The 15,736-nt window shown below is 34.2% G+C and carries 13 protein-coding genes; 8 read left to right on the forward strand and 5 right to left on the reverse strand.

The window, feature by feature from the left end; translation table 11 throughout:
- Positions 1 to 190: 190 nt before the first annotated feature.
- The gene (locus BZG02_RS00530) at positions 191 to 1,126 is read right to left on the reverse strand and encodes a glucosaminidase domain-containing protein (protein WP_101259458.1); all 936 of its coding nucleotides are present in this window, start codon (positions 1,124 to 1,126) and stop codon (positions 191 to 193) included.
- 315 nt (positions 1,127 to 1,441) lie between these two features.
- On the opposite strand from BZG02_RS00530, the gene cdd reads away from it, so the two are divergent.
- Positions 1,442 to 1,927 carry a cytidine deaminase gene (gene cdd, locus BZG02_RS00535; protein ID WP_101259459.1) on the forward strand — a complete coding sequence of 162 codons (486 nt, stop codon included), beginning with the start codon at positions 1,442 to 1,444 and terminating at the stop codon, positions 1,925 to 1,927.
- A gap of 167 nt (positions 1,928 to 2,094) precedes the next feature.
- Here cdd and BZG02_RS00540 read toward each other — a convergent pair whose 3' ends face one another.
- Complete coding sequence (locus tag BZG02_RS00540; protein WP_101259460.1) at positions 2,095 to 2,793, reverse strand: RluA family pseudouridine synthase; 699 nt, start codon at positions 2,791 to 2,793, stop codon at positions 2,095 to 2,097.
- A gap of 117 nt (positions 2,794 to 2,910) precedes the next feature.
- Entirely contained in the window at positions 2,911 to 3,729 is an 819-nt protein-coding gene (panB, locus tag BZG02_RS00545) for a 3-methyl-2-oxobutanoate hydroxymethyltransferase (RefSeq protein ID WP_101259461.1), read from the reverse strand.
- 380 nt (positions 3,730 to 4,109) lie between these two features.
- Here panB and dnaK point away from each other — a divergent pair, with 380 nt between their 5' ends.
- Positions 4,110 to 6,011 (forward strand): molecular chaperone DnaK, encoded by a 1,902-nt coding sequence (dnaK, locus tag BZG02_RS00550; protein WP_101259462.1) that lies wholly within the window; start codon positions 4,110 to 4,112, stop codon positions 6,009 to 6,011.
- Between the two features lie 307 nt (positions 6,012 to 6,318).
- Positions 6,319 to 7,299: a DNA (cytosine-5-)-methyltransferase gene (dcm, locus tag BZG02_RS00555; RefSeq protein ID WP_101259463.1), complete on the forward strand. Its 981-nt coding sequence runs from the start codon at positions 6,319 to 6,321 to the stop codon at positions 7,297 to 7,299.
- On the opposite strand, the gene BZG02_RS00560 is transcribed toward dcm, so the two are convergent.
- On the reverse strand, positions 7,296 to 8,051 hold the full coding sequence (locus tag BZG02_RS00560; RefSeq protein WP_101259464.1) for a hypothetical protein: 756 nt from the start codon (positions 8,049 to 8,051) through the stop codon (positions 7,296 to 7,298). The genes dcm and BZG02_RS00560 overlap by 4 nt on opposite strands.
- Before the next feature lie 960 nt (positions 8,052 to 9,011).
- On the opposite strand from BZG02_RS00560, the gene BZG02_RS00565 reads away from it, so the two are divergent.
- Entirely contained in the window at positions 9,012 to 10,565 is a 1,554-nt protein-coding gene (locus BZG02_RS00565) for a hypothetical protein (RefSeq protein ID WP_101259465.1), read from the forward strand.
- A 266-nt stretch (positions 10,566 to 10,831) separates the two neighbouring features.
- Here the strand turns inward: BZG02_RS00565 and BZG02_RS00570 are convergent, their stop codons facing one another.
- Positions 10,832 to 11,518 carry a hypothetical protein gene (locus tag BZG02_RS00570; protein WP_101259466.1) on the reverse strand — a complete coding sequence of 229 codons (687 nt, stop codon included), beginning with the start codon at positions 11,516 to 11,518 and terminating at the stop codon, positions 10,832 to 10,834.
- A gap of 329 nt (positions 11,519 to 11,847) precedes the next feature.
- Between BZG02_RS00570 and BZG02_RS00575 the strand changes: the two genes are divergently transcribed.
- From BZG02_RS00575 to dacB, 4 genes are read left to right on the forward strand one after another with little or no spacing between them, the layout of a single operon-like run.
- Entirely contained in the window at positions 11,848 to 12,648 is an 801-nt protein-coding gene (locus BZG02_RS00575) for a toxin-antitoxin system YwqK family antitoxin (RefSeq protein WP_180335582.1), read from the forward strand.
- A gap of 52 nt (positions 12,649 to 12,700) precedes the next feature.
- Positions 12,701 to 14,119 (forward strand): exodeoxyribonuclease VII large subunit, encoded by a 1,419-nt coding sequence (gene xseA, locus BZG02_RS00580; protein WP_101259468.1) that lies wholly within the window; start codon positions 12,701 to 12,703, stop codon positions 14,117 to 14,119.
- The gene (xseB, locus tag BZG02_RS00585; RefSeq protein ID WP_101259469.1) at positions 14,112 to 14,312 is read left to right on the forward strand and encodes an exodeoxyribonuclease VII small subunit; all 201 of its coding nucleotides are present in this window, start codon (positions 14,112 to 14,114) and stop codon (positions 14,310 to 14,312) included. The genes xseA and xseB overlap by 8 nt, the downstream gene beginning before the upstream one ends.
- On the forward strand, positions 14,305 to 15,729 hold the full coding sequence (gene dacB, locus BZG02_RS00590) for a D-alanyl-D-alanine carboxypeptidase/D-alanyl-D-alanine endopeptidase (protein WP_180335583.1): 1,425 nt from the start codon (positions 14,305 to 14,307) through the stop codon (positions 15,727 to 15,729). Before xseB ends, dacB begins: the two co-directional genes overlap by 8 nt.
- Positions 15,730 to 15,736: the final 7 nt, after the last annotated feature.

Consider the following 15,736-nt stretch of genomic DNA (forward strand, 5'->3'; position numbering starts at 1 on the left):
TTGAATTTACAGGATATCAATATATTATCCTAAATATTCAGTTAATTTTTACAGCCCATCTCCTAATTTCAATTGGGTATCTGTCACATCCCTTTCCAGTTAATACATTGTGGCAGCACCCGAATATTCCAGAAACAGTAAGTTCTTTGGCAAAAAAAAAATCCGATTCTCTCGAACCGAATTTTAACTATTATCTCTTTTTATTTCTTAGATAAATTTTTTCACCCAACTGAGGCCTATAATCCTCATCTATATCATTAAATCTTCGAAGGCTCTTTAATCGAACTCCGTATTCCTGTGCAATACTGTACAAACTTTCGCCTTCTTTTACACGATGAAAATTGTAACCTCTAGCAGCTCTTCCTCGCTTGTTGTGCAAATATAATCTCTGATTCAACTGTAAAATGTAATTCTTAGGTAAATCATTATATTTCAACAATTTTCGTTGATTCACCCCTAAGTTTTTCTCGATACTGTAGAATGTATCGCCTTTTTTAGTGACAATATAATGTATGCCGTTCGCAATTTCCAATCGTGCTCCGAAAGGATCAATTTCATAATCAGAATCAATATCTGCTAAATCGGTTCCTGTAGGTTTTTCAATAATCAAATCGTTACCTTTTCCTTTTTGATCGAGTTGATGCAAGTTCTCCTCATCAATAATCTTTATTAATCGATGCGCATATTGAGGATCGGTAGCATAACCAGCCTTTTTTAATCCATGAGCCCAACGTTTGTAATCATTCGAATCGTACTGAAACAAAAAGGCATAACGCGAACGCGTAGTTAAAAACTGAGAATGATCTTTATAAGAATCGTATGCATGATCGTACTTTCTAAAGCATTCATTTTTATGGTCATCATCCATTTTCATACTTGGCCCCACCCAATCGTGACACTTAATTCCAAAATGGTTATTCCCTTTTGTTGCCAATAATGAATTCCCGTTTCCGGATTCCAATAATCCTTGCGCCAAAGTAATACTAGCTGGAATTCCGGTTCTCAACATTTCCCGAACCGCTAAATCCTTATATTTTTCGATGTATTCTTTTCTACTTAATCCCTTTGCAAAAACCGATGTTGCCAGCACAAAACCTACTACTATAAATAAAAAAACTTTCTTCATTCAATTAAGATTATTTGAATCATGTATAAAAAATGGGAAATCAATCTATTTATTAATATATTAGTCGCGATTTCCAAAACAACCATAAAAATATAACAATCCTGTTATCCTCCGTTACTTTAAACAAATAATTTAATTAACAATCTGTTTTTAGTGTAAAAAACGCCTATTATTGCTTGCTTAGTATAATTATTGAAAAAATGTTTAAATTTCAGAAAGTATTGGTTTACTTGCCTTTTGAAATGGGCACTACGCTTCATTTCCTGCTCAAGGCACACTAATTATCCTTAAACGATCTGAACAAACAGTCAAAACATGAAGAAAACTCAAATAATTACAACTGTTTTCGAATATAATTCGGTGGATGAATTACCACAGGAAGAACAAGAGTTGATAAAAAACGCAAAAGAAGCCGCCAAACGTTCCTATTCTCCTTATTCAAAATTTAGTGTAGGCGCTGCCATTCTACTCAATAATAAAGAGATCATTCAAGGCAATAATCAAGAGAATTCTGCTTATCCGTCTGGCCTATGTGCCGAACGTGTTGCGATGTTCTATGCTAACTCAAAATTTCCCGATGTAGCTGTTAAGGCAATTGCAATTACGGCACGTACAAATGATCGTTTTTTAGATAATCCTATTCCACCTTGTGGTTCGTGCCGACAGGTATTATTAGAAACCGAAGCCCGTTTTAATCAACCAATTAAAATGATTTTATCTGGTGAAAAAAAAATACGAGTTGTTGAAAACATTAAAGAAATGCTTCCCTTGTATTTCGAAAAAGATATGCTGAATGAATAAAAGAGGCTACTTGTAGTTTTGTTGGATATTTATTTATTGCTTCCCATCGAAAAATTGCAAAATTAAACACTTTGTAGGCCTAAGTTCTACAACAAAAGAAAAATGGCTAAATCGTTAGCACTTGCTGATGATTTAGCCATTTTAAATTCTTTTTAAGAATCATTTGCTTATAACTGACTCGCCAATTCTCTCCACAAATTATCATTCTTAGGAACAGGAGCTACAATTCGAACTGGCTCTTGTTTTACTGGATGAATAAAAGATATTTCTCTTGCATGTAAGCCAATGCCTCCACCATTTTTAGATCGGGGAGCTCCGTACTTTAAATCGCCACGAATGGGAACACCAATTTTAGCCAGCTGTGCACGAATTTGATGATGACGCCCGGTGTGTAATTTAACCTCGAGCATAAAATAATTCTGAGTACGAGTCATTAACTTATATTCCAAAGTTGCTTCCTTCGCTCCATGCTTTAATTTATCGAACACATTCGTTTTATTCTTCTCCTCGTTTTTTAACAAGTAATGTGTTAACGTTTCTTCCTCAAGTCGTGGACAATTTTGTACAATTGCCCAATATATTTTACTGAATTCCTTATCCTTTTGCTGAAACATGATACTTAAGCGGGTTAATGCTTTGCTTGTTTTTGCAAACAAAACCACCCCACTAACCGGTCTGTCGATTCGATGTGGTACTCCTAAAAATACATCTCCAGGTTTGTTGTACTTCTCCTTAATATAGGCTTTTACCTTATCACTTAAAGGTTCGTCGCCCGATTTATCACCCTGTACAATATCACCACACCTTTTATTTACGGCAATTATATGATTGTCTTCGAATAATATATCCAATTGTTCTTTAGCCATTGGTATTCTTTATTTATTTAATTTTCAAATGAAAGCGCGCAAAGGTAAGAAAAAGACTTGATACTTACCATCGGATGGATACTTGATCTTCCCGACTTGTTTTCAGCTCTTTATCCTTTAATATTGCTCCCGCTTGTTCGGAAATTCTCTTGACTTTACATCCCCAATATAGGTTTCTACTGCTCCTTGAATTTCTGCAAATAGGTTGTGATATCTTCGTAAGAATCGAGGAGAAAATTCCTGAGTGATTCCCAACATATCATGCAATACCAAAACCTGACCATCAACACCTCCACCAGCACCAATTCCAATAACAGGAATGGCGACACTCTCGGCAACTTTGGTAGCTAAACTAGCCGGAATTTTTTCTAATACCAGCGCAAAACAACCGGCCTCTTCCAACAATTTTGCATCTTCAATTAATTTTTCGGCTTCTTCTTCCTCTTTGGCACGAACTGCGTAAGTTCCAAATTTATGAATTGATTGCGGCGTTAAACCTAAGTGTCCCATTACTGGAATTCCTGCAGAAAGAATTCTATTTACTGATTCTAAAACTTCACGGCCACCTTCCAATTTTACCGCATCGGCACTAGCCTCTTTCATAATTCGAATAGAAGAATTTAAAGCTTCTTTTGAGTTTCCCTGGTAAGTTCCGAAGGGAAGATCGACTACAACTAATGCTCTTTGTACCGCCCGCACAACCGATGCACCATGATAGATCATCTGATCTAAAGTAATTGGTAAAGTGGTTTCGTGACCAGCCATTACATTGGACGCCGAATCGCCAACCAAAATCACATCTATACCTGCTCTATCAACAATTAGTGCCATAGAATAATCATAGGAAGTAAGCATAGAGATTTTCTCGCCCTTCAACTTCATTTCAGAAAGTACATGTGTAGTAACTCTCTTTGCGGATTCTTTATGAATTGACATTTTTAATTTTTTTGATCGTTAAGTAGGTATCGTAAACCTTGTCTGTAATAAACAAATATTTTATTGCAAAGGTATAAAATAAGGCAAAAGCAACAAGATAAAATAAGAAAGGCAAAAACGGGAAAAATCAATACTAAAACAAAAAAATCTTCGGACAAAAGCTCATTCGTGCCACAGCTCTCTTCCTAAAAAAAACAAGTTTTTCTGTCTTTTTGGCAGAAAACATGTCATGAGAAGAGCCAAGAATTTACCTGTCGATGCCAGAATAACAATTCTTTTGGCAAAATAACTAATGGCACAGGCTTTGATAAATTGTAAGCGGATGAAAAAAACATCCCAAACAATTAAAAAGAATTTAGAACATTAAATAAATACTAAAAATGGGTAAAATAATTGGAATTGACTTAGGAACAACCAACTCTTGTGTTTCTGTAATGGAGGGTAACGAGCCTGTTGTTATTCCTAATAGCGAAGGTAAAAGAACAACACCATCTATTGTTGCTTTTATAGAAAACGGAGAAAGAAAAGTTGGGGATCCTGCAAAACGTCAGGCTATTACAAATCCAACAAAAACGATTTCTTCTATCAAGAGATTCATGGGAGAAGGATTCGACAAAGTGACTAAAGAAATTGGTCGTGTTCCTTATAAAGTAATTAAAGGTGATAACAACACTCCTCGTGTTCTTATCGATGATCGTAAATATTCTCCACAAGAAATCTCGGCAATGGTTCTTCAAAAAATGAAGAAAACTGCTGAAGATTATTTGGGACAAGAAGTAACTGAAGCTGTAATTACAGTTCCTGCATATTTCAACGATGCTCAGCGTCAAGCTACTAAAGAAGCTGGCGAAATTGCTGGTCTTACAGTAAAAAGAATTATTAACGAGCCAACAGCAGCATCTTTGGCATATGGTCTTGATAAAAAAGATCAGGATATGAAAATTGCTGTTTTTGACCTTGGAGGTGGTACTTTCGATATTTCTGTTTTGGAATTAGGCGACGGTGTTTTCGAAGTAAAATCAACTAACGGTGATACTCACCTTGGTGGTGATGATTTCGATCAAGTTATTATTGACTGGTTGGCTGAAGAATTCCTAAAAGAGGAAAGAATTGATTTGCGTAAAGATCCTATGGCTCTTCAGCGTTTGAAAGAAGCTGCTGAAAAAGCGAAAGTTGAGCTTTCTAGTTCTACAAGTACTGAAATCAACTTGCCATATATTATGCCAGTAGATGGTATTCCAAAACACCTTGTTAAATCGTTGTCTCGTTCTCAATTTGAACAATTAGCTGACAAATTAATTCAAGCTGTTCTTGAACCTTGTAAATTAGCTCTTAAAGATGCTGGTATTTCTACATCAGAAATCGACGAAGTAATTTTAGTTGGTGGTTCTACTCGTATCCCAGCTATTCAAAACATCGTTCAAACTTTCTTCGGAAAAACTCCTTCAAAAGGTGTTAATCCTGATGAAGTTGTTGCTGTTGGTGCCGCAATTCAAGGTGGTGTTCTTACCGGTGAGGTAAAAGATGTACTTCTTTTAGATGTTACACCTCTTTCATTAGGTATTGAAACAATGGGAAGTGTAATGACCCGATTAATTGAGTCGAACACAACTATTCCTACTAAGAAAACGGAAACATTTACAACTGCTGCTGATAACCAGCCTTCTGTAGAAATTCATATTCTTCAGGGAGAACGTCCGATGGCAAACGGAAATAAAACAATTGGTCGTTTCCATTTAGATAGTATTCCACCAGCACCTCGTGGAATTCCTCAAATTGAAGTAACTTTTGATATTGACGCGAATGGTATTCTTCATGTTTCTGCGAAAGACAAAGGAACTGGAAAAGAGCAAAGTATTCGTATCGAGGCTTCATCAGGATTATCTGATGCAGAAATTGAAAGAATGAGACAGGAAGCAAAAGAAAACGAAGCTGCCGACAATCAAGCAAAAGAAAAAGTGGATACTTTGAATAAAGCTGACAGTATGATTTTCCAAACTGAAAAGCAATTGAAAGAAATCGGCGATAAACTTCCTGCTGATAAAAAGCAACCAATCGAAGATGCTTTAAACAAATTGAAAGAAGCTCACAAAGCTCAGGATGTTGCAGCATGTAATACTGCACTTGAAGAGTTAAACACTGTATTTCAGGCTGCTTCTCAAGAGATGTATAACGCACAAGCACAAGATGCTCAAGCTGGTCAGCCAGGTGGCGAACCTCAAGCTGAAGGTGCAAGCAAAAACGACGAAGTAACTGATGTAGACTTCGAAGAAGTAAAATAAGAAGCTATTTAAAGAATAGTCAAAAATAATTAAACCCCGGTAAAACATTGTTTTACCGGGGTTTTCCATTCAAAAACAGTATCCCATAAAGTGTGCACGTAAACTTATGTTTTCGCATGGCTTATTTCTTTCTACTTAAAAATACCGCAGCTGGTTCCTAAAATTTAGTCTGCCTTGTTCTAAATCCCATGCCAACTCCAGAGTTAGATTTAACAGCTTGCTTTTTTCTTTTCCTTCACCCTTTAGTCAATTTCCGTTCTTATATTTCAATAAAAACCCCTATTTTCGCAAACTATTAAATCGATTTATGAAGAACAAATTAACAGTTGGGAGTTTATACGCAGGAGTAGGTGGAATCTGTTTGGGATTTAAAAACTCAGGATTTTCCATTTCCTGGGCCAATGAATACGACAAAAATGCTTGTATTACCTATCGCGAAAATTTTTCTCATAAACTGATTGAGGGCGATATCATGGAAATTGATATTAGCTCCTTAAACAAAATAGATGTGCTTGCTGGTGGTTTTCCTTGTCAGCCTTTTTCGGTGGCCGGATATAGAAAAGGATTTGGCGATAACAGAGGAAATCATTTTTTTAGAATGCTCGATTTTGTAGATGAAATGAGACCCAAAGTTTTATTCTTTGAGAATGTAAAAAATCTGGTTGGTCACGATAAAGGGAATACCTTTAAAGTAATTCAGAACGAAATTGAAAAGCGAAACTATTCTTTTCAGTCCAAAGTACTAAACACAAAAGATTACGGCAATATTCCGCACAACCGGGAGCGAATTTTTATCGTTGCCTTCGATAAAAATGTATATCCAGAAAATTATAAGTATTTCGACTTTCCGGCCAAAGAAAAATTAACCAAGAAGGTTAAAAGTGTATTTCTAAAAAATAAAGTGGAAGAGAAATTTTATTATCGGGAAGATAAGTACATGTTTGAAATGCTACAAAACGATATCACAAGAGATGATACCGTATATCAGTTTCGAAGACAATATGTGCGAGAAAATAAATCGGATGTTTGTCCGACTTTAACTGCCAATATGGGCACTGGTGGACACAATGTACCTTTAATAAAAACAGAGTTTGGAATTCGAAAATTAACACCCAAAGAATGTTTTAACTTTCAGGGATTTCCTGATACTTATATTTTACCCGAAATTGCAAACTCGCATTTGTACAAACAAGCAGGAAACTCGGTTAGTGTTCCGGTTATTAAGAAAATTGCCGGAAATATTCAAAAAGCAATTAATGGGATTGATTGTAAAATTAGTAGCCACTAGAACTTCTGTAATTCGCGAACCAAAAAATCGAAATCTTTTAACTCGCCACATTGGATGTAGTAATTGTCTGCATCCATTTTAATTTTCCCATTTAACAAGGAGTTTTGAGGCAAGAGGTAATTTTCACGAATAATGTATTTTATTGTCTGCTGGCTACAAACACCAGCAAAATCGAAAGACCACTGCTCTCCTAATATCATCTCTTTCAAAAGGTCAAGATCAATTTCATTCGTATAAAAAAGTTTCTGTTTCCGAAGCCTATTTTTAAGATCGGGTTTAATTCTAACCAGCAAAAAGAAATCATAATCCTGACAAGATGAATTTTCCAAATTAGGAATGTATTCTCCATCGGAGTTCCAATCTTTAGCTTCGAGCAATAACAGATTGGAAAAAAATGCTGCCGATTTAATATTTATTTTTTTACCCCGATACTCTAAGTCGGCATCGTCCCAAATCCCTTTTCCGTAAACTCCTAGATCGGGCTTTTTTAATCCGGAAAAACCATTTTTCACGAACTCTTGGTAAGTAACAAATTCGGCTAGTTTCCCTTGAAAAGTATTAGCGAACAACTCTCCATTTTTTCTGGAATACTGTCCTCCCGAACGATGTTTTCGATGATGTCCATCTCCAAAAACCACATTGCAGGCAAAATCGAAACAAGTAACCAGCACACTTTTATCGATAAAAATCCCCTTAAAATCACTTTTACAGCTGATATAATAATCGACAGAATTTTTACACTCTAATTTCATTGCTTTGATTTAAACTGAGTACTTCACTGAAATTTATAATACAGAAATTACTACTACTCCTATTTTTTAAAAACAGGATAGGTTCCTGTACGCTTTACAATTCTCTATTTTTTCTCGAATGCGGTCCACTCGACAATTCTGAAGTTATTCTATATCTAGAACATCAAAAAATATATAAAACCGCTATTTTTGATCGAAACCGACTAAATATTAAGAAAAACAGGATCTGCACCTCTCTATAAGTTATGTTTTTATATGTGTAAAATCATATTATTTACAATTCATATTTATGATTAAATCATACAAAGTAACAACTAGAAGGATATTCCGAATCATAAATAGATATCATTAAAACAATAAAGTATTTTAACAATTAAAAATACGCAAAAAAAAAACTCCAAATTCTAAAAACACAGGAACTCCTTACGCACATTAATCTTTTATTTCAAAAAAAAATAACTTTATACTATTAGTAACTACAAACTAGGGAAATCAATTCATTAGTAAGTATATTAAAAAAGGACAAGTTTGAATAAATAAAAATACCTCCACCCCCTAAAAATAGTATATATCTATTTATTAATTACATAAATGCTAAATAAGGAATATAAACTATCATTCTAAATAATGTTTTTTTAAAACCAGATGAAACCCCTCCTATTTTAAACTCAAAAATAGAGCACTGTTAATCCTCCATTCCACTTTCGTGACATGAAAAACCTATCTCTCTATAAATCCTTTCTCAGTTAAGTTTTATAATTATCATAAACCAGAATCGTGAAAGGTGCTTTGTATCGGAGGATAAATAGAATGTATCTTTTGGTAAATATTTTATCTAACGCAATAATAATCATTGTTTCACTCATTAATAATACATAATTTAATCGAAGCATTTAACAATGCTAAACAGAATTAAAAAACGACTAAATAAATTACTCTTAAATTAAATTATTAAAAAACATGAAACATTTAAAAATTATTTTTTCCATTCCCCTTATCTTATCCTTTTGCTTTTTACTTCTAAATTGTTCGGATAAAAATGAGTTACTAGCAGATGATTATATACTCGAAAGTAATCTTACATCTGATTCAATACTTGGAAATAAAAGCACAATCCCTGAATTTCTTTTAAAAGCATGCATTGAAAGTTTATCTGTAAAATGGAATGCAGTTAACACAAATGGTGTAGATAGTTACAATGCGAACACAATGCAAGGCATTACAAAAAATCGTAACTCCCTTGACCTTACAAACAAAATACCTCATACTCAAAATGACGTATATGATTTTGCAGCAGATTTTAATGCCAGTACAAATTCTAATACCGATCAAAGTTCCAAACTTCAAACAGCTTTAGATTTTATTTCTGGTTTTAAGAATAGCAATAAGCATGGTGGTATCTTAATAATACCAAGAGGTGAATATTTTATTAAGGAAATTAATTTGAGAAGCAATATAATGATTGCATGTCGACCTGGGGCAGTATTTAAACCTTACACTGCAGGTGGCTCAAAGAACAAAATCACTATGTTTAATCTAGGAGATAAAAGAAATAATAAAATAGAAAATGTAGGTATTAGAGGTATCGAAGGTGGTAGGGCTAGAATAGATATTCCTACTTGGGAAACCGGCATTACTTCTATCTCATTAAGTAAAGTTGAACATTTCATAATAAGTGATATCAACTTCTACGATCACAAAACACAATACTGTTGTATTGGATTCAGTCCAGCGGATCCAGCCGATCATACAGATTTTCCAAGACCAACAGATGGTTATGTAGGTAATTTAAGTTCATTCAATTGTCATTTTGGTTATGGTCTTATGCAACTTCAAACAGCAAGAAAAATTCATGCAGAAAATTGTTATTCAAAAGGTGGAGTGTGTTATCGTTTAGAAACAGGATGGAACCTAATGAATCAATATTCTAATTTTAACGAAGGTGGAATTTTTGATATTACAGGACATAATTTAAAATGTGAAAATGGTGCTGCTGCAGTAATGATATCCCCTCACTCACAACAATGTGAAGGAACAATTTGCATAGAAAAAGTAAATGCTGTAAGTTGTCAAGAAGGAATACAAGTACATGCTGGTTTTGTATATAAAGAAACAAAAAATGGCACAAAAGTTTATGCGAAAGGATACGATTCATCTGGTAATTTAACTGTTACACTTACTCCAGGTCATTTTAATTCCCAATCATTCGTAAGAAATGTTGACGTAACCTTTGGTGATAATGCACAATGTCGTTATTGGCCAGAATTTGCTAAATGCATGCCAGACGAATATTTTAATAAAATAACAGTTGATAAAATAAATGGTGCATATCCTGAATATATAGCAAATATTCCATCGATAGCTCCCGTTGATATCAGTAGTGAAGATGTAGATCCAAATTTCGAAGGCTACGGTTATTCTATAGATTGGAGTAAAACAACTATCAATCATCATGGATTCAAATATAATAATGGCAACACCATAGAAACCATGACAATAAAAAGAGTCCGATAATTAAACCAAATTTATTTTAAATCTATAAGAGTAATTTTTATAAGTATTTCTATATTAAAATTTAATGTAGAAATACTTTTTTTACAACTATCGAAATCTACAAAACAAAGTCCTCCAAAAATTGTCTCAAAAGCATTTTACATTAAATCATAGCTCTTATACTTAAGTGCTAAAACTGTCTTAACAAAACAATTTAAAATTTAGAAAGAAAAACCCATTTTGAAGGTTCAAAATGGGCGTTGCGAATTAGTTATTATTAAAACAAATTACGATGCAACTAGATCTTCGCTAGTATGCATCCAAAAGCTTTTCACTTTCATTTTTAAATAGTTCGATTCGTACTCGACACATTTCATTGGATCGGATTTTTTATACAAATCCTGTCCAATTTCCATAATATCTTGCATGGTTGCCCACAAATTGTTCAAACAACGAAAAACTTCCTCTTTTAACAATCCTCTCGAGTTCAACAAACGATTGAGTTCAATTTTATTTAATTTAAGCACTTGGAAAAGCATCAAAATACGATCGATAATAGTTTGGGTTACTTCGGCATTTTCGCGAGGAATATTCGCTTCCAGTTGCACTACAAATTTTGGAATTACTTTCAATATCGCTTTTAAATCTTTCTTTTCAATAATCTCGACAATCTTATCGAATTCCTTAATTCGCGACACGGGAAAATTATCTTGAACCTCCAACATCATACTATTTAAAGATTCTATTCGTTTATAAATTCCAAAACGCAAGTTTTGAATTTGAACTCCTTCGGGGCCACAACATACGTACTCTTTTGCACGCTTAATTTGCTCGTTTAAGCGATTTTTAAACTTCTCATCAAATATCGGATACAATCTATTGAAATCGGACATGTCTCTAGAATAACTGTCCAAAAGAAATTTTGCCGCCACGGGCATTTCATCAAAACTAAAAGGAAAATCTATTGTTTCCATACCACCAATTTTATTAGTTATGCATACATTTTAACACTCTCATTTTTTACTGTTATTCTATCTCACCACTTACAGAATTTTTTTGAAACAGTAACAAATACTTGAGAAATAATCTGTACCAAATTCATTACATAATTACATGAATTCACATCATTTTCGACACATAAAATACAAAAAATCAGTACGATCGGGAAAATATCGAAAATGATGTACAACATGTTTTTACAAACGCCCCTTAAAACGTATTGATTTTAATGGGAAAAGCTATCTGTTTTTTTTTAGCATCAATCAATCTTTTATTAGTTTTGTATAGATCCAATAAAAATAAGATGACGAAAAAAATACTTTTACTAGCTTTTCTCTTTTTGCCATTGTTCAACTTTGCGCAACAAATTAATAAGACAGACGAGCAAGGTTACAAACAAGGCATTTGGGAAAAAAAACATGCCAATGGCAAACTTCAGTATTCGGGAACTTTTAAAGATAATTACCCTATTGGAGAAATGAAGCGTTTTCATTCCAACGGATTATTAAAAGCAGAATTGTTCTTTTCCGATCAAGGAAAAAAAACAAAAGCAAGTTTATACAATGAATCTGCGGTATTAATTGCCAAAGGAAATTTTATTCAATCAAAAAAGGATAGCATTTGGGTGTATTTTGATAAAGACACCAACATTAGGGCAAGTGAGACTTTTGATAATGGAATTAAGGCTGGTGAAAGTATTTACTACTTTAAAAATGGGAAACCTGCCGAAATACTAAACTATTCCGATGGAAAACGAAACGGTATCTGGAAACGATTTTTCGAAAATGGTCAAGTTTATCTGGAAGCAAAATACATATCTGATAATTTAGATGGCATTACACAATCGTATTTTACAAATGGTGTAATCGAATTTAGTGGCACTTATAAAAATAACAAGCGCGATGGAAAATGGGATTTCTATTCTGAAAAAGGCGAGCTTCTTTTCCAGATAGACTATAAAAATGGAATCGCTAATAATCAGGATGAATTGGATAAAATTCAGCAGGATAAATTGCAGGAAATGGAACAGCAAAAAGACAAATTTGTCGATCCTGAAAAATTTGTTAATGATCCCGATTCCTATCTTCGATTGCAATCAAGATAAACAAAATCGCATCTATCACTCTCCTAATTACTAATTCATTAAGCGCAAGCAAATGAGCCAAAAAGGAATCAGTCTTTTTCAACTGAATCAGCAAATAAAAAATATCCTTTCCGAAACATTTACTTCGGGCGTTTGGATCGTGGCCGAAATTAGTGAGTTGCGATACAATCAAAACGGACATTGTTATTTAGAGTTAGTAGAAAAAGATGAAAATAGCGACCAAATTATCGCGAAAGCAAAAGCTACTATTTGGTCGTATACTTTTCGAATGCTGAAACCTTACTTTGAAACAACAACTAGCCAGCCGTTTTCATCAGGAATAAAGGTTTTGGTAAATGTGAATGTTGAATTTCAAGAAATTTATGGCTTTTCATTAAATATCAAAGACATTGACCCCACTTACACTTTGGGTGATATGGCCAAAAGAAGAAGAGAAATAATTGCTCGTTTAGATGAAGAAGGAGTGTTGGATATGAATAAGGAATTGATTTTTCCTGAAATTCCCAAGTGCATTGCCATTATATCCTCTCCCACTGCTGCTGGGTGTGAAGATTTTGTAAACCAACTGGAAAATAATACGTTCGGCTACAAGTTTCATTATAAGTTATTTCCCGCTATTATGCAGGGAAATAATGCCGAAGAATCGATAATTGCTGCTCTCGATAAAATAAATGAATACGAAGCTATTTTTGATATTGCGGTGATTATTCGTGGTGGCGGTTCGCAAGCAGATTTAAACTGCTTTGATAGCTATTGGCTGGCTTTTAACATTGCACAATTCCCTATTCCAGTACTATCGGGTATTGGACACGAAAGAGATGAAACGATTGTTGATTTAGTGGCGCATACCAAGGTAAAAACACCAACTGCCGCTGCCGAATTTTTAATTGATTGTTTCGACGAGTGCCGAGAATATCAGAATAGCTTACGCGAGCAATTTTTAGAAGAAGTGAATGAAGTTCTTTTATCCTCATCGGAAAAATTAGTTCATTTAACGAACAAATTCTCCCCAATGGTAAGTCAAATACTGGAACGAAAATCGAATTGGTTAAACTTAGCCAAGCAACGTTTAAAAAATGCAGGCACACATCTAACTGGTAATCAATTTCATTTGCAACAAAAATTAAATGCACAATTTCAGCATTCTACCCAACGAAGAATAGAGAATCAAAAAACGCTTATTAAACAACTACAGCTAGCGATTCAAACAAAAATTAAGCGACAGGTTGAGCAAGAAAAACACAACATTAGCTTATTCGAACAATCGGTAAAGTATTTGAATCCAAATAATATTCTAGAAAAAGGATATACCTTAAGTTTGAAAGAAGGCAGAATAATAAAAAATATTGATCAGTTATCGTCGCAAGATATAATTGAAACCCGATTTGCAAACGGAAGCGTGGAAAGTCAGGTTCAAAAAATCAATAAAAAAGAGAAAACACAAAAAACTAAATTAAATACAAATGGCTAAAAAGAAAACAAGCTATCGCGATGCAATTACCGAAATTGAAGAAACCATTGCTTCCATTGAAAATGACGAACTGGATGTGGATGATTTATCCGACAAGGTGAAACGTGTTTCGGAACTTCTAGTAATTTGCAAAGAGAAGCTTCACAATACAGAGAAAGAAGTCGAAAAAATTTTAAATGAGATGGATGAATAAATTGTTGCTTGTATTTATTGTTTCCCTTATAGGGATTTCTTGCGAGGCGCAAAAAGCTGAAAAGCATGATTTGCAAACGTATGTAGATGATTTTGCGCAGGATAGCTGTTTTTATTCGGCAGGAATTGGAATGGTAATCTCTGATGTGAAAACCGGTGCTGTTTTGGCAATAAATCAAGCTCATTTGGCCTTAACACCAGCTTCCACACAAAAATTAATTACCACAGCCGCTGCCCTGGAAATTTTGGGTAGTAATTACCAATTTACAACATCAATAGAAACCGACGGAGAAATACTTGCAAACGGAACGTTAAATGGAAATGTAATTGTAAGAGGTGCTGGAGATCCTACTCTGGGGTCGAAATATTTTGAAACCGATAAAACAATTACACAACAAATTGCCGAGCAAATAAAAGCACTTGGCATAAAAAAAATACAAGGAAAATTAATTGCCGACGATACTTACATTCAAGCGAAAATACCAGCTACCTGGATCTGGGAAGACATTGGAAATTACTACAGTGCAATTCCCAACGCACTCAATTTTCAGGACAATTGGTACAGTCTGTTCTTTTCATCAGGAAAAGCTGGTTCTCAAACACAATTAGTAAGAACAGTACCCAATACTACTGGCTTAATTTTCGATAATCAGGTAAAAAGTTCTGTTCTAAATCGCGATTTGGCTTATATTTTTGGTGGAAATACCAGCAATCAACGAAGAATTGAAGGAAGTATTCCACAAAACAGAGCCGAATTTGAGGTAAAAGGAGCTCTTTTGCATCCTAAAAATAGTTTACTCGAAGCCTTAAACAAATCGATTCTGGAGGAAAGCATCTCTATCGAAAACATGGTAATTCCAAGTAAGGAAAGGAAAATCCTTTTTAGTCTTTTGTCGCCTAAACTAAAAGAAATTATAAAGCTTACCAATCAAAAAAGCATTAACCTTTTTGCCGATCAGCTGCTTTTCGAGATTGGAGCAAAAGAATTTGGGGAAGCTAGTTGGGAAAATGGCATTCATGCCGTTAAAAATTTCTGGGAAAAAGAAGATCTCCCTACCAAGTATATCTCCCTTTACGATGGTTGCGGACTTTCGCATTTTAACGCGGTTTCTGCTGGTTTTTTCGATCAGCTTTTGCAATTCATGTATCGAAGTAAATATGCCGGTGAATTTACCTCTTCCTTACCTGTTGCTGGAAAATCGGGAACTTTAAAGTCTTTTGGTAAAAACAGTAATTTACTTGGCAATTGGAAAGCTAAAACCGGATCGATGACTGGAGTTAGAACCTATTGCGGTTATTTACAAACAAAAAATGGAAAAGAATTTGCCGTAACAATTTTAATTAACAATTACTCCTGCAGTACTTCTACTATAAATAATAAACTTCTAATCCTTTTAAATCAACTTTATAATTATTAACTTCCGA

The sequence above is a fragment of the Labilibaculum filiforme genome, from assembly GCF_002843315.1.
GTDB lineage: Bacteria > Bacteroidota > Bacteroidia > Bacteroidales > Marinifilaceae > Labilibaculum > Labilibaculum filiforme.